The sequence below is a fragment of the Rhodococcus quanlei genome, from assembly GCF_055231015.1.
In genome coordinates this window covers 53568-71858 of sequence record NZ_JBUYWD010000021.1, presented here as the reverse complement: position 1 = coordinate 71858, position 18291 = coordinate 53568, and the positions used below count along the sequence as shown (strand labels likewise).

The 18291-nt window shown below is 64.1% G+C and carries 21 protein-coding genes; 13 read left to right on the top strand and 8 right to left on the bottom strand.

The genetic code is table 11. From position 1 onward, the window contains the following. The first annotated feature begins 137 nt into the window (after positions 1-137). A complete protein-coding gene (locus ACZI8Q_RS15645) occupies positions 138-1913 on the top strand; it encodes an MFS transporter (RefSeq protein WP_463374469.1) in 1776 nt (591 codons plus the stop codon). On the opposite strand, the gene ACZI8Q_RS15640 is transcribed toward ACZI8Q_RS15645, so the two are convergent. From ACZI8Q_RS15640 to ACZI8Q_RS15630, 3 genes are read right to left on the bottom strand one after another with little or no spacing between them, the layout of a single operon-like run. After that, entirely contained in the window at positions 1836-2474 is a 639-nt protein-coding gene (locus tag ACZI8Q_RS15640) for a Maf family protein (protein ID WP_463374468.1), read from the bottom strand. The genes ACZI8Q_RS15645 and ACZI8Q_RS15640 overlap by 78 nt on opposite strands. Continuing rightward, a complete protein-coding gene (locus ACZI8Q_RS15635; protein WP_463374467.1) occupies positions 2471-2845 on the bottom strand; it encodes an acyl-CoA carboxylase subunit epsilon in 375 nt (124 codons plus the stop codon). The genes ACZI8Q_RS15640 and ACZI8Q_RS15635 overlap by 4 nt, the downstream gene beginning before the upstream one ends. Beyond that, a complete protein-coding gene (locus tag ACZI8Q_RS15630) occupies positions 2842-4482 on the bottom strand; it encodes an acyl-CoA carboxylase subunit beta (protein ID WP_463374466.1) in 1641 nt (546 codons plus the stop codon). Before ACZI8Q_RS15630 ends, ACZI8Q_RS15635 begins: the two co-directional genes overlap by 4 nt. A gap of 114 nt (positions 4483-4596) precedes the next feature. Here ACZI8Q_RS15630 and ACZI8Q_RS15625 point away from each other — a divergent pair, with 114 nt between their 5' ends. The 4 genes from ACZI8Q_RS15625 to ACZI8Q_RS15610 are packed head-to-tail and all read left to right on the top strand — an operon-like array spanning position 4597 to position 8094. Further along, positions 4597-5466 carry a biotin--[acetyl-CoA-carboxylase] ligase gene (locus ACZI8Q_RS15625; protein ID WP_463374465.1) on the top strand — a complete coding sequence of 290 codons (870 nt, stop codon included), beginning with the start codon at positions 4597-4599 and terminating at the stop codon, positions 5464-5466. 59 nt (positions 5467-5525) lie between these two features. Beyond that, positions 5526-6044 (top strand): PH domain-containing protein, encoded by a 519-nt coding sequence (locus ACZI8Q_RS15620; protein ID WP_463374464.1) that lies wholly within the window; start codon positions 5526-5528, stop codon positions 6042-6044. Between the two features lie 43 nt (positions 6045-6087). Then, complete coding sequence (locus ACZI8Q_RS15615; protein ID WP_463374463.1) at positions 6088-6774, top strand: response regulator transcription factor; 687 nt, start codon at positions 6088-6090, stop codon at positions 6772-6774. A gap of 9 nt (positions 6775-6783) precedes the next feature. Further along, positions 6784-8094: a sensor histidine kinase gene (locus ACZI8Q_RS15610; protein WP_463374462.1), complete on the top strand. Its 1311-nt coding sequence runs from the start codon at positions 6784-6786 to the stop codon at positions 8092-8094. A gap of 7 nt (positions 8095-8101) precedes the next feature. On the opposite strand, the gene ACZI8Q_RS15605 is transcribed toward ACZI8Q_RS15610, so the two are convergent. After that, positions 8102-8644 carry a GtrA family protein gene (locus tag ACZI8Q_RS15605; protein ID WP_463374461.1) on the bottom strand — a complete coding sequence of 181 codons (543 nt, stop codon included), beginning with the start codon at positions 8642-8644 and terminating at the stop codon, positions 8102-8104. Positions 8645-8803: 159 nt separating this feature from the next. Here ACZI8Q_RS15605 and ACZI8Q_RS15600 point away from each other — a divergent pair, with 159 nt between their 5' ends. Together ACZI8Q_RS15600 and purE are read left to right on the top strand one after the other, a co-directional pair. Beyond that, a complete protein-coding gene (locus ACZI8Q_RS15600; protein ID WP_463374460.1) occupies positions 8804-10078 on the top strand; it encodes a 5-(carboxyamino)imidazole ribonucleotide synthase in 1275 nt (424 codons plus the stop codon). After that, entirely contained in the window at positions 10071-10580 is a 510-nt protein-coding gene (gene purE / locus ACZI8Q_RS15595; RefSeq protein WP_463374459.1) for a 5-(carboxyamino)imidazole ribonucleotide mutase, read from the top strand. The genes ACZI8Q_RS15600 and purE overlap by 8 nt, the downstream gene beginning before the upstream one ends. 42 nt (positions 10581-10622) lie before the next feature. On the opposite strand, the gene ACZI8Q_RS15590 is transcribed toward purE, so the two are convergent. The 3 genes from ACZI8Q_RS15590 to ACZI8Q_RS15580 all read right to left on the bottom strand — a co-directional run bounded on the left by ACZI8Q_RS15590 (position 10623) and on the right by ACZI8Q_RS15580 (position 12447). Beyond that, the gene (locus ACZI8Q_RS15590; protein ID WP_463374458.1) at positions 10623-11378 is read right to left on the bottom strand and encodes a MerR family transcriptional regulator; all 756 of its coding nucleotides are present in this window, start codon (positions 11376-11378) and stop codon (positions 10623-10625) included. Continuing rightward, positions 11356-11787, bottom strand: coding sequence for a VOC family protein (locus ACZI8Q_RS15585; RefSeq protein WP_463374457.1), 432 nt, complete (start codon positions 11785-11787; stop codon positions 11356-11358). The genes ACZI8Q_RS15590 and ACZI8Q_RS15585 overlap by 23 nt, the downstream gene beginning before the upstream one ends. Before the next feature lie 81 nt (positions 11788-11868). Beyond that, on the bottom strand, positions 11869-12447 hold the full coding sequence (locus tag ACZI8Q_RS15580) for a TetR/AcrR family transcriptional regulator (protein WP_463374456.1): 579 nt from the start codon (positions 12445-12447) through the stop codon (positions 11869-11871). A gap of 88 nt (positions 12448-12535) precedes the next feature. On the opposite strand from ACZI8Q_RS15580, the gene ACZI8Q_RS15575 reads away from it, so the two are divergent. The 6 genes from ACZI8Q_RS15575 (at position 12536) to ACZI8Q_RS15550 (ending at position 17523) form a co-directional block, all read left to right on the top strand. Continuing rightward, positions 12536-12976, top strand: a complete 441-nt coding sequence (locus ACZI8Q_RS15575) for an anthrone oxygenase family protein (RefSeq protein WP_463374455.1) — start codon at positions 12536-12538, stop codon at positions 12974-12976. Between the two features lie 107 nt (positions 12977-13083). Then, on the top strand, positions 13084-14220 hold the full coding sequence (locus tag ACZI8Q_RS15570; protein ID WP_463374454.1) for an ABC transporter substrate-binding protein: 1137 nt from the start codon (positions 13084-13086) through the stop codon (positions 14218-14220). A gap of 1 nt (position 14221) precedes the next feature. After that, the gene (locus ACZI8Q_RS15565) at positions 14222-15331 is read left to right on the top strand and encodes a FecCD family ABC transporter permease (RefSeq protein WP_463374453.1); all 1110 of its coding nucleotides are present in this window, start codon (positions 14222-14224) and stop codon (positions 15329-15331) included. Beyond that, complete coding sequence (locus tag ACZI8Q_RS15560) at positions 15321-16199, top strand: ABC transporter ATP-binding protein (protein ID WP_463374452.1); 879 nt, start codon at positions 15321-15323, stop codon at positions 16197-16199. The genes ACZI8Q_RS15565 and ACZI8Q_RS15560 overlap by 11 nt, the downstream gene beginning before the upstream one ends. Further along, positions 16196-16885, top strand: a complete 690-nt coding sequence (locus tag ACZI8Q_RS15555; protein ID WP_463374451.1) for a hypothetical protein — start codon at positions 16196-16198, stop codon at positions 16883-16885. The genes ACZI8Q_RS15560 and ACZI8Q_RS15555 overlap by 4 nt, the downstream gene beginning before the upstream one ends. Next, positions 16882-17523 carry a hypothetical protein gene (locus ACZI8Q_RS15550; protein ID WP_463374450.1) on the top strand — a complete coding sequence of 214 codons (642 nt, stop codon included), beginning with the start codon at positions 16882-16884 and terminating at the stop codon, positions 17521-17523. The genes ACZI8Q_RS15555 and ACZI8Q_RS15550 overlap by 4 nt, the downstream gene beginning before the upstream one ends. A 24-nt stretch (positions 17524-17547) precedes the next feature. Here the strand turns inward: ACZI8Q_RS15550 and ACZI8Q_RS15545 are convergent, their stop codons facing one another. Beyond that, on the bottom strand, positions 17548-18270 hold the full coding sequence (locus ACZI8Q_RS15545; RefSeq protein ID WP_463374449.1) for a TIGR03089 family protein: 723 nt from the start codon (positions 18268-18270) through the stop codon (positions 17548-17550). Positions 18271-18291 lie beyond the last annotated feature (21 nt).

Genomic DNA, 18291 nt, shown 5'->3' with positions numbered 1-18291 from the left:
AATTCCGGGCAAGTCAAGTTGGCCGATAAAGCCCCCTGTGCTGCGGATTCTTCCAGTACCATTTTTCGGCTTTGACGTTGCTCACACTCCTGTAACGCGGACAACTGCTATCGCCGTACCCGTACTAGCCTGACCCAATGCAGACACAGCGCAGTGAGGCCATGAGTCGTTGGACACCGTGGCTCGGCCTCGCTACCAGTCTCGTTGCCGTATTCATGCAACTCCTCGACGCGACCATCGTCAACGTCGCGCTCCCCAGCATCGCAATCGACCTCGGTGCCTCCGTTTCGGCCCAGCTTCTGATGGTCAGTGTTTACACCCTGGCGTTCGCGTGTTCGCTGATCACCGCCGCGCGGCTCGGTGACCTCCTGGGGCGGCGGAGGGTGTTCCTCACCGCGCTCGCAGTCTTCCTGCTGGCCTCACTGTTTTGTGGTTTGGCACAAACCCCCACCGAACTCGTGGTCTCCCGTGCGTTCCAGGGCCTCGCCGCCGGATCGATGTCGGCGCAGACGTTCGCAATCATCTCCGGACTGTTCCCGAAGCGGCAACACCCGCGTGTGTTCGGGATCTACGGAGCAACGATCGGCCTGGCGACCATCTCCGGTCCGCTCCTCGGAGGCCTGTTGATCGAATGGGACCTCTTCCAGTGGGGATGGCGTCTCATCTTCTACGTCAACCTGCCGATCGGTCTCGCCGCTCTCGTCCTCGGTTACTTCTATCTGGTGGATGCCAGAGCCGAGGGCGTCCGCAGGCTCGACGTCGGTGGCGCACTGCTGTCGGCGCTGGGGTTGTTCCTGCTGATCTTCCCCCTCGCAGAGGGTCGCGAACGGGGATGGCCGGCGCCGATCGTCGCGATGCTTTTGTGTTCGATCCCAGTCCTCGTCGGATTCGTGATCTATGAATGGTGGCTCGGCAAGCGCGGGGGCGACCCGGTTCTGCGTCTGCATTTGTTCCGAGATCGGGCGTTCTCCATCGGCGCCGTACTGGCATTCGTGTTCTTCGGTACTTTGACATCGCTCATCTTCACCATCTCGCTGACGCTTCAGTTCGGGTTCGGATTCACCGCGTTGCACGCCGGTGTCATGACGCTGCCGTGGGCATTGGGTACCGGCCTCGCGGCTCTGGTGTCGTCGAGCGTCTACCGCAGTATCGGCAATCTCGTGTTGCCACTCGGTATGACGTTGTTCGCGGGCTCCCTCGTCGGTCTGTCGTGGATCCTGCAGCAGGAGGGAACCGACCCGAGGTGGCTGGCGCTGGCCGGGCCGCTCTTCATCGGAGGGGCCGGACTGGGCTTGTTCGTCGCACCGCTGCAAACCGCCATCCTGGCGACGGTCCGCCCCGAGAACGCGGGATCGGTGTCGGGTCTGCTGCCGACGGTGCAGCAGGTGGGCAGCTCTATCGGCCTGGCTGTGATCGGCGTCGTGTTCTTCAACCTCGTCGCAGCCGAGTCCGCCCCGGCAGTCCAGGATCAGCGGCCTGCGCTCGTTGCTCAGCTCGAGGCGGAGGGGGTGCCAACTGCGTACGTACCGCAGATCGAGCAGAAGTTCGTCGACTGCGCCACTGCACAACTCGGCTCGACGTCGCCGATGAAGGTGCCGGAGCAATGCCGTGACCTGTCGGCAGGAGCCGGCCCGGCGGCACAAGATCCCACACCTGCACAACAGGACATCCTCGATGACGCGGTGGCGGCGGCCAAGGATTCGACACGCAGCGCGGCTGGCGAAGCGTTCTTGCAGGCCGAGCGGTGGGTGTTGTGGATCATTTCGGCGGTGGCGGTCGCCATCGGACTGCTGTCGCTGACCTTGCCTCGACGCAATCGGTTCGTGGATGCGGAACTAGAGGACGGGGGAGTCGCGCCACAACTCGGCGATACCGACGCCGACCTGCCCCAGAAGTCGGCGGACGAGCGGTAACCCGATCCCGATCACGCTCGACGGATCGCCCTCGATCCGGTCGACGAACCAGCCGCCGAGGCTGTCCAGCGTGAACGAACCGGCAACGTGCAGCGGCTCCCCGGTAGCGAGGTAGGCCTCGAGGTCGGCATCCGAGGGAGTCGAAAAATGCACGACCGTACCACTGCATTCGGCTGCTTCGTTCACGACTCGGCCGTTCTCGGTGCGGATCACGCAGTGCCCGGTCAGCAGCGTTGCGTGACGTCCCGACATCGCCTTCCACCGCATGCGTGCCACGTCCACGGTCAAGGGTTTTCCCTGTAGCTCGCCGTCGATCAGTAGCATCGAATCGCAGCCGACGACCACGGCATCTGCGTACTCACCTTCACCGATTCGCGGGAGGACGTCGCGAGCTTTGGCCCGCGCCAACTCGGTCACCACGGACTCCGGCTGCGCGCCTGGCCCGAGCGAGCGGATGAGCGCATCCTCGTCCACACCGGAGACGATCACAACGGGTTCGATGCCTGCGCTGCGCAGGACGGACAACCGTGCCGGCGAGGCGGAGGCGAGGACGAACCTCAACGTCGGTGTGAGTTGCCGTTGGCGAACGAGTACGGCGAGAACGGTGCGTTGGTGCGATGCATCTGAACCGGGTCACCCCAGGTTTCCGGAGGCAGAGACGATCCAGGGTCCGGTGCGCCCGACGCAGCAGCCGAGGCCAGCACGGTGACCAGGGCAGCCAATTCCTCGTCGCTGGGCGCCCCCTTGACCACCCGCACGAAAGGCTCCCCGACCTCGGTCGGAGTGGCCGACTCGGAGGTTGTAGACGCTTGGATGGTGGTGCTCTCGGGCGCCGCACCGTTCGCCTCCGAGCCGTTCACACCGTCGGTGATGGTGAGGGTGTCGTCGGCAGAGAATTCCGTGGACACAACTTCCTCGGCGATCGATGTCATAGGGGAATGTTCCCATGCTTCTTGGGCGGAAGCGTCACCATCTTGCGCTCGAGAAGTCGCAAAGCGGAAACGATCTGTCCACGGGTGTGCGACGGCGGGATCACTGCGTCCACGTATCCGCGCTCTGCGGCGACGTACGGATTCACCAAGGTGTCCTCGTACTCGGCCTGCAGTTGCAGACGCAGTGCATCCACGTCCTCACCGTTCTTGGCTGCCTCGAGCAACCGCTTCCGGTACACGAAGCCGACAGCGCCCGAAGCACCCATCACGGCGATCTGTGCGGTCGGCCAGGCGAGGTTGACGTCTGCGCCCATGTGCTTGGAGCCCATGACGTCATAGGCGCCGCCGTACGCCTTGCGGGTGATGACGGTGATCTTGCCGACTGTGGCCTCACCGTATGCGTAGAGGAGTTTCGCACCGCGGCGAATGATGCCGTTGAACTCCTGCTCGGTGCCCGGCAGGAAGCCCGGCACGTCGACGAGGGTGATGATCGGGACGTTGAATGCGTCGCACGTGCGCACGAACCGGGCCGCCTTCTCGGAGGCGTCGATGTCGAGGCACCCTGCGAACTGAGTGGGCTGGTTGGCCACGATGCCGACGCTGCGGCCGTCGACACGACCGAAACCGACGATGACGTTCATGGCGCGCTCGGCCTGCACCTCGAGGAAGTCGTCGTCGTCGAGGATGCGACGGATGACCTCGTGCATGTCGTACGGCTGGTTTGCGGAGTCCGGAATCAGCGTGTCGAGTTCGAGGTCTTCCTCGGTGAGGGAATCCTCGATCGACCCGGTGATCGGGTCGGACGGGAGCATCCGCGGTGCTGCGGCCTGGTTGTTGGACGGCAGGTAACCCAGCAGATCCTTCACGTAGTCGAGGGCGTCCTGCTCGCCGGAGGCCACGTAGTGGGCGACACCCGACTTGACCATGTGGGTGTGCGCGCCGCCGAGTTCTTCCATCGTGACGTTCTCGCCGGTGACCGTCTTGATGACGTCGGGTCCGGTGACGAACATCTGGCTGGTCTGGTCGACCATCACGACGAAGTCGGTGAGGGCGGGGGAGTAGACGTGCCCACCGGCTGCGGGGCCCATGATCAGGGAGATCTGCGGGATGACGCCGGAGGCTCGCACGTTGCGGTGGAAGATTTCGCCGTACAGACCGAGTGAGACGACGCCTTCCTGGATGCGCGCGCCGGCGCCCTCGTTGATTCCGATGAGCGGGCGGCCGGTCTTCACCGCCAGGTCCATGACCTTGACGATCTTTTCGCCGTAGACCTCGCCGAGGCTGCCGCCGAACACGGTGGCGTCCTGGGAGAACACACAGACGTCGCGGCCGTCGACGGTGCCGTAGCCGGTCACGACGCCGTCGCCGACCGGCCGGTTCTCGGCGAGGCCGAAGTTGACGCTGCGGTGCCGGGCGAGTGCATCGAGTTCGACGAACGATCCCTCGTCGAGGAGAGCGGTGATGCGTTCGCGGGCGGTCAGTTTGCCCTTGGCGTGAACCTTCTCCACGGCCGCTTCCCCTACGGGGTGCTGTGCCTCCGCCTGGCGATTGCGCAGGTCTGCGAGCTTTCCTGCGGTGGTGTGGATATCAGGTTTCGTCGCCGCATCGGACGCGGTGGGCTCGTGGACAGTGGTCATGACTGGTGAGCTTAACCACGTGCCCGGGGGCGATGACAAGTGAGGGCGGCTTCCGAAAGCGGACCAAGATTCCCTACTGGCGGGTACGTTTCCGTCAGGGAATAGTCTTGCGGAATGTCGACCGACTCGAATCGCAGCGCCCTCGACCAGGGTGACCTGCGTCGCACCCTGGTTCGGACCGAACGGGGCGATGGTCCTCCCAGGTTCTGGCGTCGTCTCGATGTGATTTCTGAAACAGGTTCTACAAACGCCGATCTGCTCGAGCGTGTCGCGGCCGCGGAGCGCGCCGAGTGGGAAACCGACCGGCACGTGATCATTGCCGAGTTTCAGGGCAGCGGACGTGGTCGGCACTCGCGCACGTGGGTGAGTCCGCCGCGAGCCCAGATCGCCGTATCGGTGACCCTGTGCATGCCGGGCATGGGCCTCGACCGCATGGGCTGGTTGCCGTTGATGACCGGCGTCGCCGTGGTCGATGCGCTTAGCGAAGTGGCGGGTGTCCCGGCCGAACTCAAATGGCCGAACGACATTCTGATCGACGGACGGAAGGTCGCCGGCATTCTCGCCGAAGTCGCGCAGGTCGGCCCGGAGCCGATCGTCGTGGTGGGAATCGGACTCAACGTCAGCCTCACCGAAGACGAACTGCCGGTCCCGACCGCAACCTCGCTGCTGTTGGAGAACGCGTCCACGACGGATCGGACGGTGCTCGTGGCGGCGATACTCGATCGGATCGCCGACCGTTGGACACAGTGGCACGACTCGGCTTGGTCCGTTGTCGGTGTGGCGGAGTCGTATCGACAGTGCTGCGGCACACTCGGCCGCCGCGTGCGTGCGGAACTGCCGGGGGACAACGAGCTTCTCGGCACAGCAACCGATATCGACGCCCAGGGCCGCATCGTCATCTCACCCGACACGGATGCGGAACCGATAGCGGTTTCTGCCGCGGACATCACCCATCTGCGTTCGATCAGCTCACAGGGGGCGTGAGAAGGCCCCGAAACACTACCGTTTCGCGAATACGGCTCGCGCATAGGCACACTGTTCGCATGGGATACCCGGAGGACGCGCTCGCGGAGGACGAGGAACTGCTGCTGCACTGCCATCCGCATTGGAAGATGCTGATCGGTCCGGCGGTCGTGTTCATCGTCGCGAGTGCTGTCGCCGGGTTCGTTCTCGGGTTTGCCGGCACCAAACTGTCCGGCACGCCGCTGACCGTGGTCACGGCCGTCATCGTCGTCGCGTGGATCGTGCTGGTCGCGTGGCGGTCACTCGGCCCGTTCCTCCGGTGGCAGTTCACGCATTTCATCGTCACCGACCGGCGTGTTCTCGCGCGGGAAGGTGTGCTGACCCATACCGGCATCGACATACCCATCGGCCGGATCAGCAACGTGCAGTTCCGTCATGGGCTGCTCGACCGCATGGTGCGTACCGGAACCCTGGTGATCGCGTCCGCCGCAGACGACCCACTCGAGTTCGACGACATTCCCCGCGTCGCACGGGTCCACGCACTGCTCTACAACGAAGTTTTCGACGCAGTGGACGCGAATCGCGATCGTCGTTGGTGACAGACCGAGCATCTGCGACGGCCGGCATCCGTACAGTTGTCTCGTGACTGCAGTTCTATTGGCCGAAGACGACGAGGCGATCGCGGCACCACTCTCGCGCGCGCTTGGGCGTGAGGGATACACCGTCACGATCGAGCAGACGGGGCCAGTCGCCCTCCGACAAGCCCTCGAGGGCGCGTTCGACCTGCTGATTCTCGATCTCGGGTTGCCCGGTATGGATGGACTCGAGGTGTGCAGGCAGGTTCGTTCACACAATTCGACACTGGCCGTTCTGATGCTCACCGCCCGGACGGACGAGGTGGACTTCGTCGTCGGTCTGGACGCCGGTGCGGACGACTACGTGGGCAAGCCGTTCCGAGTGGCGGAGCTGATGGCACGGGTGCGCGCACTGTTGCGCCGCAGTGGTGACGGTGACGATCAAGACAGCGTCGTCGAGGTCGGTGACATTCGACTCGAGCCTGCCGCACGACGGGTTCTGGTGGGCGGCGTGGAGGTCGGACTCGCCAACAAGGAATACGAACTCCTGCGAGTGCTTCTCGAACACGCCGGTCAGGTCGTGTCCCGCGAGGAGATCCTCGCCGAGGTGTGGGGTGACGTGGAACTGCGTGGCTCCAAGACACTCGACATGCACATGTCGTGGCTGCGACGCAAGATCGGGGACGAAGGCACAGCCGTCGAACGGCGCATCGCCACGGTGCGTGGCGTCGGATTCCGCCTCAACAACGACTAGCCGCTTCTCGTGCGCCGCCGAATTCTTCAATCCACACTGGGCGTGGTGATCCTGACTGCCCTGCTGTTGGGGGTGCCGCTGATCTACACGGCCTGGCTGTGGGTCGAAGATCTCACCCGAAGCGATTTGCAGCACCGGCTCGACAGGATGGCCGGTGAGATCATCGCGCAGGAGGGTGCGGACGGGATCGTCGAGGGAGATCTGAACACAGACCCGCTGGTCCTGCTCACCCCGAAGAACGGACGTCTCGTCGTCATCTACCCGACTGCGGCGGAGAACTCGTCGCGCGTCGACATCGGCGTCCAGGACGTCGCGTCACCGCTCGTCGAGTCCCTGGCGATGGGTTCGTCGGGCTCGCTGCGGCTCGAGGTGCCGTCCGAGACGATGCGCACGCAGCAGCGGCAGGCGGTGGGTGCGGTCGGCATTCTGGTGCTGATCTCGATCGTCGTCGGAACGGCAGTGGCCGTGCTGACGGCGAAGCGGCTCGCGGACCCATTGTCGGATGTGGCGAACCGGGCTGCGCGCCTGGCGGAGGGGGATTTCCGGGCCGACCCCCGACGGCACGCGATCGCCGAGTTGGACCGGGTGTCGGACGTCCTCGACGCCGCGACGGTGGAGATCGCGGGGCGATTGCAGCGTGAACACATGCTGGTCGCCGATGTTTCTCACCAGCTGCGCAGCCGACTGACCGCGGTGCGTTTGCGTCTGGACGAACTGTCCGGGCATTCCGATGCGGCAGTCGTGGTCGAGGCGGAGGAGGCGATGGCCCAGGTGGATCGACTCACCGCCGCGATCGACGACTTGGTCAGAGCGTCGCGCAGCAGCGGGGAGGAGGAGCAGGTCTACGTTGTGCGGGAACTGGGGACCGTGCTGGCCGACTGGGAGCGTCCCTTCGACGAGGTGGGGCGGAGGTTGCAGCTGAGCGGGGACAAGGAGGCCGTGGCATCGACGACGGGTTCGCGTCTGCGTGAGGCGGTGTCGGTGCTGGTGGACAACGCGCTGGTACACGGCGCGGGAACGTGCACGGTGTCCGTGCGCTCCATCGCCGATGCCGAGTCGACGCGGGAGGTGATGGTGTGTGTGGAGGTCGCCGACGAAGGCGAAGGGGTCAGCAACGACCTGGCGCCGCACATCTTCGACCGCGGTTTCTCCGGTGCCGGCTCCACCGGTGTCGGCCTGGCCCTGGCTCGGGCCCTGATCGAGGCGGACGGCGGGCGGCTGGAATTGCGTCGTCGCCGTCCCGCGCTGTTCGCCGTGTTCCTGCCCACCGTGCGGGGCGATGCGGTGCCATTGGTCGGCGGTGCCCGAGAACCGCGGTGACCCGGGCTCAGGACCGGCCGAGCCCCTCTTGCGCGTCGACATCGTCCTCGTCGAGGTCGAACCGTCCGTTCTCCTCAGGGAAGGCGAATCTGCGTAGTGACCAGAATCGGAAGACCATCTGCAGCAGGTTGCCGATGATGTAGTTGAGGACGAAGTCGACCACGAGGAGCGCACGGAGGCTGTCCATGTTCTCGCGGATGTCGAAGATGTTGTTGGCGACCCACAGCGGTGCGGCAGCGATGAGCACTCCGATACCGCTGATGGTGAAGAAGATCAGCGCTTCGTGGTGACGTTCGCGACCGCCACGGTTCTTGAAGGCCCATTCGCGGTTGAGGATGTAGCTCAGCACGGTGGCAAGCAGACCGGACAGGACTTTTGCCACCGTCGGCTTCTGTTCGAGGATCGTGAGGCTCAGCGAATAGAAGATCGCGAGGTCGAAGATCATCGTCGTTCCGCCCACGATCGCGAACTTGATCAGCTCGTGGTGGCGTTGCGCGAGGGAGCGGAAGGGTTGGGGTATACGGGAAACTACCCCGTCGACGAATGCCACGACTCCTGAGTTTACGAAACAATCCCCGGCAATCACCAATTGGTTACGAGATCATCAGCAGAATCACAGAGTGTGAACAGCCGGTGACGGGCCGCTGAACACGCCACCGGGTGACCTCCCGGCCAGCGCACCAGCGCCGACGTGACAACATGGTCTGCTGTGACCGGCAATTCTGACTCCGCATCGACCTCTCCCGACTCGAGGCCCTCGAGCCCGCGATCGCTCGCCTCCGGGCAACCCGTCGTGACCATGATCGGCGGCGGCCAATTGGCGCGCATGACGCATCAGGCGGCCATCGCGCTCGGGCAGACCCTTCGTGTGTTGTCCGGCGGTCCGGGCGAACCGGCTGCGCAGGTGAGCCCGGACGTCGTTCTCGGGTCCCACACCGATCTCGACGCATTGCGCCGAGCCGCGGAAGGGTCGCACGCGTTCACCTTCGATCACGAGCACGTACCCACGCAGCACCTCGACGTTCTCGTCGCCGAGGGGGTCAACGTGCAGCCGCCGCCGCAGGCGCTGATCTATGCGCAGGACAAGCTCGAGATGCGGCACAAGCTGCGCGCACTCGGTGCACCGGTGCCCGCCTTCGCCGAGGTGACGTGGGCGGAAGACGTCGTCAGGTTCGGCAACGAGCACGGTTGGCCCGTCGTCATCAAGGCAGTGCGCGGCGGATACGACGGCCGAGGAGTGTGGATCGTCGATGACGTCGACGAGGCCGAGGCGATCGTGGCGAAGCAACTCGATGCCGGCGCCACCCTGATGGTCGAACAGAAGGTCGAGATGCGTCGTGAACTGTCCGCAATGGTGGCGCGGTCACCGTTCGGGCAGGGAGCGACGTGGCCCGTCGTCGAAACGGTTCAGCGCAACGGTCAGTGTGCCGTGGTGTTGGCGCCCGCTCCAGGGCTCTCGGACGACCTGGCCGCGGAGGCGGAAGGTCTCGCGCTGCGGATCGCATCCGAACTCGGTGTCGTCGGGTCGATGGCTGTGGAACTGTTCGAGACTGCGGACGGCCGGCTCGTCGTCAACGAGTTGGCGATGCGCCCCCACAATTCCGGGCACTGGACGATGGACGGCGCACGGACGTCGCAGTTCGAGCAGCACCTGCGTGCCGTGCTCGACTACCCGCTGGGGGACACGTCGGCGACGGCGCCCGTCACCGTCATGGGAAATGTGCTCGGCGCACCCGAGGCTCCGCAGATGAGCATGGACGAGCGGGTGCATCACCTGATGGCACGGATGCCGGATGCGAAGATTCACCTGTACGGCAAGGGCGAGCGGAAAGACCGCAAGATCGGCCACGTCAACATCGTCGGCGGACCGGGGTCGCTCGACGACGCCGAGTACGTGGCCGCGGTCCGCGAGCGCGCCGAACGTGCGGCACATTGGCTTTCCCACGCAGAGTGGACCGACGGATGGGACGAACACGGTGAGTGAACAGCAGGGTGCACAGGTCGGCCTCATCATGGGCAGTGATTCCGACTGGCCCACGATGGAGGCCGCGGCACAGGCATTGGCGGAGTTCGGTGTGCGTTTCGAGGTGGGAGTCGTCTCCGCGCACCGCACACCGCAGCGCATGCTCGACTACGCGAAGGATGCGGCCGGACGCGGTGTGAAGGTCATCATCGCAGGTGCCGGTGGAGCAGCCCATCTGCCGGGCATGGTGGCCTCGGCGACCCCGCTACCGGTGATCGGCGTCCCGGTTCCGCTGAAATACCTCGACGGTATGGACTCGCTGCTGTCGATCGTGCAGATGCCGGCCGGGGTGCCTGTTGCCACGGTGTCGATCGGCGGTGCTCGTAACGCCGGCCTCCTTGCCGTACGCATTCTCGGTGCGGCCGACCCCGCGCTGCAGAAGCAGATGTCCGTGTTCCAGGAGGGACTCGAAAACATGGTGCTCGACAAGGACCAAGCACTGCGCGACAAGCTGATGGGCTAGCGCCCTGTGAGTGGTTAACGAGTCTCTGGACTCGCTAACCACTCACAGGTGAAGCTGAACGAGCACCTCGGTATGCATGTCCTGCAACGATTCCAGGTCCGGATCGGACAGATACCGTTCGCGCACCGGGCCGATCACCGGCGCGCCCATGTTCGAAAGTTCTTCGAAGAGGGCGTGATACGCGAGCGGAAGCAGGGTGAACGGGCCGGTGTGCACGACCCCCACGAAGTCGCCGCCGGGTAGTTCGAATCGACCGGACTCCGACGGAACATTCACGTCGAAGTCGAACTCTCCCTCGAGCTGCACCGGATAACGTCCTGTCACGGGTGCGCTCGACTCGCCGGCCTCGCGGACGAGCCGTTCGATCACCGGCGGCACCACGTGGTCGAGGCTCTCGGCGGTCGCTGTCCCGCGGAGTCGGTGCACTGCGACCGGTTCCAGTGTGGTGTGGAATGTCTCGTATGTGCGCGGATCGTCGGTGGCCAACTGGCTCGCCAGCGCGAGCGCGGTCTGCGCCCGCAAGGCCTGAGCCCGTAGTCGCGCGAGTTCGGCATCCACCAGGGCCGGAAGTTGGCCACGATCGGCGAGTGCCGATCGCACGACGGGCAACCCGATGTCGGCCTGCCGCAGCAACGTGATCAGCAAGGCGTCCCGAAGTTGAGCCCGCTCATACCGCCGATACCCCGACTTCGGGTCGACGTGTGCGGGCACCAGGACGCCGACCGCGTCATAGTGCCGCAACGCCTTCACCGATATTCGCGCCGTACGGGCGAATTCACCGATCGACAACAACGCCATGGGACTCATTGAACCCCGGATCGGCGAATTCGCCACGCATGGGAGTCAGTTCGATGACGTCCACCAGCAAACCGTCCGGGTCGACGGTCATGAAGTGACGCTGCCCGAAGTCCTCGTCTCTCAGTGTCATCACGATCTGCTGTCCCGACTCGACTGCCTGCGTGTGCAGCGTGGTCGCATCGTCTACCTCGATGGAGACGAGCACACCCGCAGGCACAACCTGGTATCCGTCCGGCACCGTGGAGTGGCCCTGCTCGACGATACCGATCTGAGCGGTCGGGTTGGTGGGGTCGACGAGTTGGACGTACCAGCCCGCGTCGAAGACTATGTCGAGACCGAACAACCGGGCGTAGAAGTCGCGGCTCGCCGGGACGGCGCGGGCGCAGATTACGGGGTACAGGGCGTTCATGATGACTCCTCGGTGCCGAATTCCTCAGGGCTTCGTGCTGTGCTTGTCTTCGTGAGGTTGCGGCCTCCCACTGGGGGAGAGTCAAGAGAAGTATCGGACGAGTTCGTCGACACGGCGCTGGTGGTGCTCGGGAACGAAGCGGGACGCTCGATGCAACGTCGCGAGGCCGTGCATCGCCCCCCACAGCACCTCGGCGGCAGTCTCGACGTCGTGGGGTGGGCGGTCGAGGGTGCGAAGCGTGCCGGCGATCGCGTCGAAGCCGGCCCGCATGGACGGCGGCGTTTCGGAGGAGGCGAAGGGCGCCCTGATCGGTAGGCGGAACATGGCCTCGTACGTTGCCGGATTCTGTTCGGCGAAGTCGAGATAGGTCGTGACGAGGGCACGCAGACGGTCCGCGCCGCTTGCGCGTTCGTCGGGTACCGGTATCGCGGCTGCGAGCTCGTCGAACCCGAGAAGAGCTACGGCGGTGACTATCTGGGACTTACCTTCGGGGAAGTGCCCGTAGAGCACAGGCTGGCTGTATTCGATCGCGTCTGCGAGGCGACGTGTCGTCACGGACTCCCATCCGAGTTCCTCGGCGAGGACCCGTGCCGCCGCGACGATCAGCTTCTCCCGCTCCGCGAGCCGTCGCGCCTTACCTTCCGCTGCTGGTGTGCTCATGACAGAAGTCTAGCGTCGCTAGATTGTTGCTGCTACCCTTTCTAGCATCGCTAGATGGGGGATCACGGCTTCCGGAAAGGGGTACGTCATGGACTGGTTGACGATCGTTGCAGTAGTGGTTGTCGGACTGATGGTGGGCGTCGAGGTGTCGGTGGCTTTCGTCATCAACCCGATCGTCGATCGCCTACCCGAGAACGCGGGACTGCTCGCACGCAAGGACAGCGGCCGGATGCTCGGGCGGTTGATGCCGTTCTGGTATATCGGCTCGCTCCTGCTGACTGGCGCGACGGCGTTATTGCGAACCGAGTCTGCGGCAGCAGCCTGGACCGCTGTCGGTCTTCTGGCCCTGAGTGTCATCATGTCCGTCGCGTTGCTGGTCCCCATCAACAACAGGGCGCAGGCATGGACGCCCGAGACTGCGCCGGATGACTGGCGCGAGCAGATCGGCCGCTGGGACCGATACCACTTCGTGCGGGTCGTGATAATCGTCGCCGCGTTCACAATGCTGGTAATCGCAGTCGCTGCGTGAGTAGGTAGGGCGCGTTGTGCGGTCGGTTGCCCGGATATCGTCCGGTACTTCGACTGTGGTTTAATCCTGAGCAGGACAGCCTTACCTTAATCGCTACGGAGTGTGTCGTGCCGCTTGATTCATCTACCCAGCGGGGCTCCTTGTCCCGCCGATCCATGCTCGGCGGCGCCGGGTTGGGGCTGCTCGCGCTCACGCTCGGCGCGTGCTCGTCACGCGAAACCGTCACCGCCAGCTCCGGAACGGGTTCGGCTGGTTTCACAGTGACCGACATGCGTGGGGTAAAGGTTCGTTTCGACGCCCCGGTCCAGCGAATCGCGACGACCGTCATTCCGTCCCCGTCGATCATCGCGGCTGTAGACGGAAGTTACGACAGGATCGTAGGCATCAACGAATCCACGCGACAGGCCGACCAGCAGGGCTTGTTCAGCGAGATTTTCCCGGAATCGCAAACCACCGCCACGGTCGCACAATCGAGTTTCGTTCCGAACATCGAAACCATCACCGAGCTGAATCCCGATGTAGTTTTCCAATGGGCGGACCGAGGTGATGGCATTATCGAGCCTCTCGAGAATGCCGGGTTCACTACCGTAGGCCTGCGCTACGGCACTCAGGAAGATCTGGAGAGCTGGGTTGTTCTCTTCTCGGAGATTGTGGGTAAGCCTGATCGCGGTACCGCAATCATCGAATGGATGCATTCCGAAGAAGCTCGCCTGAAAAAGATGATGGAGGGTGTCGCGACTCCGGTGCGGGCCGTGCATCTGAAGCAATCCGGCCAGGGCTTCGAAGCCCGTAACGGCAACACCTACGCACAACACTGGATCACCTTGGCAGGTGGGCGGAACGTGGCCGAGAACAACATCAGCGCCAACGGAATCGTCAGCGCGGAACAACTCATCGAGTGGGATCCGGAGATCATCACGCTGGGAGGCTTCGACGAGCGAACGCCCCACGAGATCTACGAAGACCCGGCACTTGCTCCCATCAGCGCGGTGAAGAATCGCCGTGTCTACAAGGCGCCGTTGGGCGGGTACCGCTGGGAAGTCCCGTGTGCAGAGTCACCACTCATGTGGCAGTGGGCGGCAGAGATCTTCCACCCGGAACTGGCCGTTCACAATCTGCGGGCGACCATGGCCGAGCGCATCGAATATCTCTACGGCTATGACGTGAGCGACCAGCAGATCGACCGGACACTGCGTATCGATGTCAACCGCGACAGTCTCAATTACCAGGCCTTCGAGGCCTAGAATGGCGGTCACCTACTCGCCGCAACAGGAAACCCCGCCGCGAGTCGCGGAACCCGCCAACCGCAGTCTGCTGCGAGCACACCCGCTCGCATTCTGCACGGTAGCGCTACTCATCGTGATGGTTGGCGCAATGGCGGTCGGTCGCTTCTGGGTTCCACCCAACGAGATCATTCGGCTACTCGCCAGCGGAGCTATCGATGTGATGCCATTCGTGCAACAGTCACCGATTCGTCAGACCTGGACCGGAGCTGAAGCCACCGTCATCATGGATGTGCGTCTGCCCAGAGTGTTGTTGGCTTTTCTGGTCGGCGGAGCGCTCTCGCTCGGCGGGGCGTGCCTGCAGGCGCTGTTTCGTAACCCGCTGGTAAGCCCCGACATCATCGGCGTCACCGCGGGCGCATCCTTTGGTGGCGTCCTGGTGTTGATGTTTGGGCTCTCCGCGGTGTGGCTGGTCGGTGGAGCCTTCGGCTTCGGCCTTCTGGCGCTGGCAATCGTGCTGATGCTCGGGCGGCTGAGCGGTGGCGCGCCGATGCTCATGATCGTTCTCGGTGGCATCGTGGTTGCCGCGTTCTTCAACGCCTGCGTGTCGTTTCTGACCTACATCGCCGACCCCTATTCGGAACTCCCTTCGATCGTGCACTGGCTGCTCGGGTCGCTGGCCTCGGCGAGTTACGACAAGGTGCTCATCGCCCTGATTCCGGTCACGATTGGGGCCATCGTGGTTCTGGGGATGCGCTGGCGATTGAATGTGCTCTCACTCGGCGATGACGATGCTGCCGCACTAGGAGTGAACCCGCGCAGGTCCAGGCTGCTGTTGCTGAGTTCCGTCGCCTTGATGACCGCAGGCACGGTAGCTGTTGCCGGCGCCGTGAGTTGGGTCGGTTTGGTCGTTCCGCATCTGGCGCGTCTGTGGGTGGGCACCGATCACCGCGTGCTGTTGCCCACGTCGTTGTTGCTGGGCGGAACATACCTGGTCGTCATCGATACGCTAGCTCGTTCGCTGGGCAGCAGCGAGATCCCGCTTGGCATCCTGACCGCAATGATCGGCGCACCGGTGTTCGTCCTCTTGCTGGCCAACTCACGGAAGAAGGCATGGCTCAATGGGAACTGACGCCTCTTCGCGAGACCGGCAATTCAGTACCGACCCCGGTATCGGCGAAACTCTGCTCGAGGTCGAGAACGTGGGTTTTCGATACAACGCGCGGGCGCCGTGGCTCTTCAAGGATCTGTCGCTCACCCTGAAATCCGGTGACATTCTGTCGATCCTCGGACCCAACGCGCGGGGCAAAACGACGCTACTGAAGAACCTGGCCGGGATGCTCGAGCCGGTCCGCGGGCGAATCATCGCGCATGCACCGATAGGTTACGTTCCACAGGATCACGGCGCCCAGACTTCCTATCTTGTCAGGGACATGGTGCTGATGGGCCGTACCCGGATGTTGCGCACGTTTCAGGTACCCGGCCGCGGTGACCGCCAGGCCGCGACGGAAGCGATGGAGCGTGTCGGCGTAGCGGACTGGGCGGACCGCGAGTACTCGCAACTGTCCGGTGGACAGCGGCAGCTCGTGCTTATTGCTCGGGCGGTGGCGTCCCAGTCACAGATCCTGATCCTCGACGAACCGGCGTCAGCACTGGACTTACGCAATCAATCGAAGGTGCTCGACGTTCTCAGGCAGTTGGCCGGCGATGGGCTGGCAGTCATCATGACCACGCATCATCCGGACCACGCCCTGCATGTTTCCCGAAACGCGTTGCTCTTCGTCGGCAGCGAGGACACACGATGGGGGCCGACGGAATCGTTGCTGAGTGCCCCGGTCCTCAGCGACGTGTACGGTCTGCCGATCAGTGTGCACGGTGTCGAAACGCGCTCCGGGACAAGACAGGTTGCCGTGCCGGATTTCGGGCCGTCACTGAGAACGGTGCGGCCAGCAACAGAGTCTCGGCCAGCAAAACACGAACTAGGAGAACACGCAGTATGACGGTGTACAGGCTAGACGGACGCGTCGAACCGCCGATCCTCGAACACGCGAGCTGGATGGACGAAATCACCAGCGTCGACGTCTACGACTTGGACGACAGCGAGGCACGAAGCCGGATTCTCTCAGGTGCTGGACTCATCGTCCCGGCCGGCGCAGATCATATGTTTCTGGCCACTCACGTGGATGCGCTCACCGAGTTCGTTCGCGGAGGCGGTCGTGTGCTGATCAACGGGCAGATATCGGTTCCGTTCATCCGGGACCTGGCTCCCTGGTCGAAACTCACCGCCCGGTCGGCGCTGGAACTACAACCGATTCAGGTGAGCGACCACCCTGTGTGGGCCGGGGTCGACTACGACGACCTTCATTTCCGCACCGGAGCCCCGGGGGTTCACAGCTACGACACACTCGTAGAGATCGGTGTGGCCGGGTTCTACGGTCGTGGGTACCACGTCAACCTGCCGGCTGACGCTACGGTAATCACCGGGATCGGTCCACTCTCGCTTCCGTTGGACTACAGCTACCGGATCGGTAGTGGAGAGGTTTTGGTCCACGCCGGCCGGGATCTCGAAAAGTATGCGGACCCCCGATACAGCACAGGGGCTTTCGGGGAGAACCTCGTCCGATGGTTCCGTGGCGACACGTCCGCGGACGTATCCAACCAGACTTCGGAAGGAGTGAACGCATGAAACCGCCACGTATCGGAATCCTGCACTGCGGTTCGTTCCCCGCACTCTCGACTCTGCGTGATCCGGCGCTGCAGGCGTATCACGTTCAGCCGATATACCTGCCCACTGCGGATCCGGCCGAACTCGACGCGCTGGACGTAATTCTGGTGGGCGACCGCTTGCCGCCGGTGCAGCGGAAGCGGTTCGAAGCGGGGCTGCGAGGTGCGCTGGAGGACTCATCGAAGACGTTGATCGTCCTTGGCCAGAACGATGTCGAACAGTGGTTGCCGCAGCTTTCCTACACGTTCCGTCGACCCGTGTTCTGGAAATGGCGGACCGGTGAGGACACCGGCACACGCGCGCGGTTGAAGGACGACCCCTTCTGGGAGTACTTCACCATGTCGGCCCTCAATTGGCACAATCACGGTCTTGTGCATCCGAGTGAGGGTGCGAAGTCCTTGGTCGTGGTCGAAGAGGAGGGAGAGGACGTGGGCACTGTTCTCTTCGTCGACGAGGTCAATCAGCCGGCTCGCCTACTGGTCACCACGATGGATCCGGTTTACCACCACGGCTCTGGATTCATGCCAGGTGCTACGGAACTCCTGTACTCGCTGCTGCGGTGGGCAAGCGAAACGCGGCTGACACCTGTGAGTGGTTAACGACCCTCTGGACTCGCTAACCACTCACGGGCGGCGGAGCCGCGCCGTGACTTTCTCGGATTCCATTCGGCGCTCGGTCTTTTCGTCGTCCGGGTTGGCCACCTGTACGAGCGAAGCACCTGCCGCGAGGACGGAGAGGAGACCGTCGACGAGTTCCTCGGCCGTGGTCCACGGAGTAGACGACAGAACGCGGTCTGTGCCGCTGATGTTCTGCCGCGCCGCGGATTCCCCGGCCGCGGCCAGAAGGTCGTCGACGTTGCGGCCTGCCAGCGCAGGCCCTGCGACGGAGGGGATGAACTGGTCGCCGTGCACCCGCACTGATGTTGCGTAGTCGGTGATCCCCACGGGCAGGTCGGGAACCGGGCGGCCGAAGGCATCCAGGGACAAGACGGCGATTTCGGCGATATCGTCGACGTCGTCGAGGTGGTCGGCAGTGACCATCGCGAGGTCCGCGTCCGGGTCCGCAGTGAGCAGTACTTCGGCTCCGGCCCACCAGACTCCGAGGAGGACGGCGGCGGTCTGCCAGTGCGCGGGCAGCAGCACCGAAACCCGGGCTCCCGGCTCGATCGCAAATTCGTCCCGAACCATGTTGGCGGTCTTGGCCGCCCAATTGGCGAGGGTGATCGCTGACAGTTCCACCCGTTCACCGGAGTTGTCGTCGTAATAGGTCACGCGAGGGCCGGCAGGGTCGGCCGCGAGGATCGGATCCAGCAGCGCGTCGGTCAAGGTGCGGTTGGCGTGGTTCATGGACAAGACAATTCCGTTTCT

Excerpts from the sequence above, each read along its gene's own strand:
- ACZI8Q_RS15585 (WP_463374457.1), bottom strand. The coding sequence starts at position 11,787 with ATGAACGCCCTGTACCCCGTAATCTGCGCCCGCGCCGTCCCGGCGAGC.
- ACZI8Q_RS15545 (WP_463374449.1), bottom strand. The coding sequence starts at position 18,270 with ATGAACCACGCCAACCGCACCTTGACCGACGCGCTGCTGGATCCGATC.
- ACZI8Q_RS15620 (WP_463374464.1), top strand. The coding sequence starts at position 5,526 with ATGGGATACCCGGAGGACGCGCTCGCGGAGGACGAGGAACTGCTGCTG.
- ACZI8Q_RS15590 (WP_463374458.1), bottom strand. The coding sequence starts at position 11,378 with ATGGCGTTGTTGTCGATCGGTGAATTCGCCCGTACGGCGCGAATATCG.
- ACZI8Q_RS15565 (WP_463374453.1), top strand. The coding sequence starts at position 14,222 with ATGGCGGTCACCTACTCGCCGCAACAGGAAACCCCGCCGCGAGTCGCG.
- ACZI8Q_RS15625 (WP_463374465.1), top strand. The coding sequence starts at position 4,597 with ATGTCGACCGACTCGAATCGCAGCGCCCTCGACCAGGGTGACCTGCGT.
- ACZI8Q_RS15635 (WP_463374467.1), bottom strand. The coding sequence starts at position 2,845 with ATGACATCGATCGCCGAGGAAGTTGTGTCCACGGAATTCTCTGCCGAC.
- ACZI8Q_RS15575 (WP_463374455.1), top strand. The coding sequence starts at position 12,536 with ATGGACTGGTTGACGATCGTTGCAGTAGTGGTTGTCGGACTGATGGTG.
- ACZI8Q_RS15550 (WP_463374450.1), top strand. The coding sequence starts at position 16,882 with ATGAAACCGCCACGTATCGGAATCCTGCACTGCGGTTCGTTCCCCGCA.
- ACZI8Q_RS15580 (WP_463374456.1), bottom strand. The coding sequence starts at position 12,447 with ATGAGCACACCAGCAGCGGAAGGTAAGGCGCGACGGCTCGCGGAGCGG.
- ACZI8Q_RS15560 (WP_463374452.1), top strand. The coding sequence starts at position 15,321 with ATGGGAACTGACGCCTCTTCGCGAGACCGGCAATTCAGTACCGACCCC.
- ACZI8Q_RS15645 (WP_463374469.1), top strand. The coding sequence starts at position 138 with ATGCAGACACAGCGCAGTGAGGCCATGAGTCGTTGGACACCGTGGCTC.
- ACZI8Q_RS15630 (WP_463374466.1), bottom strand. The coding sequence starts at position 4,482 with ATGACCACTGTCCACGAGCCCACCGCGTCCGATGCGGCGACGAAACCT.
- ACZI8Q_RS15555 (WP_463374451.1), top strand. The coding sequence starts at position 16,196 with ATGACGGTGTACAGGCTAGACGGACGCGTCGAACCGCCGATCCTCGAA.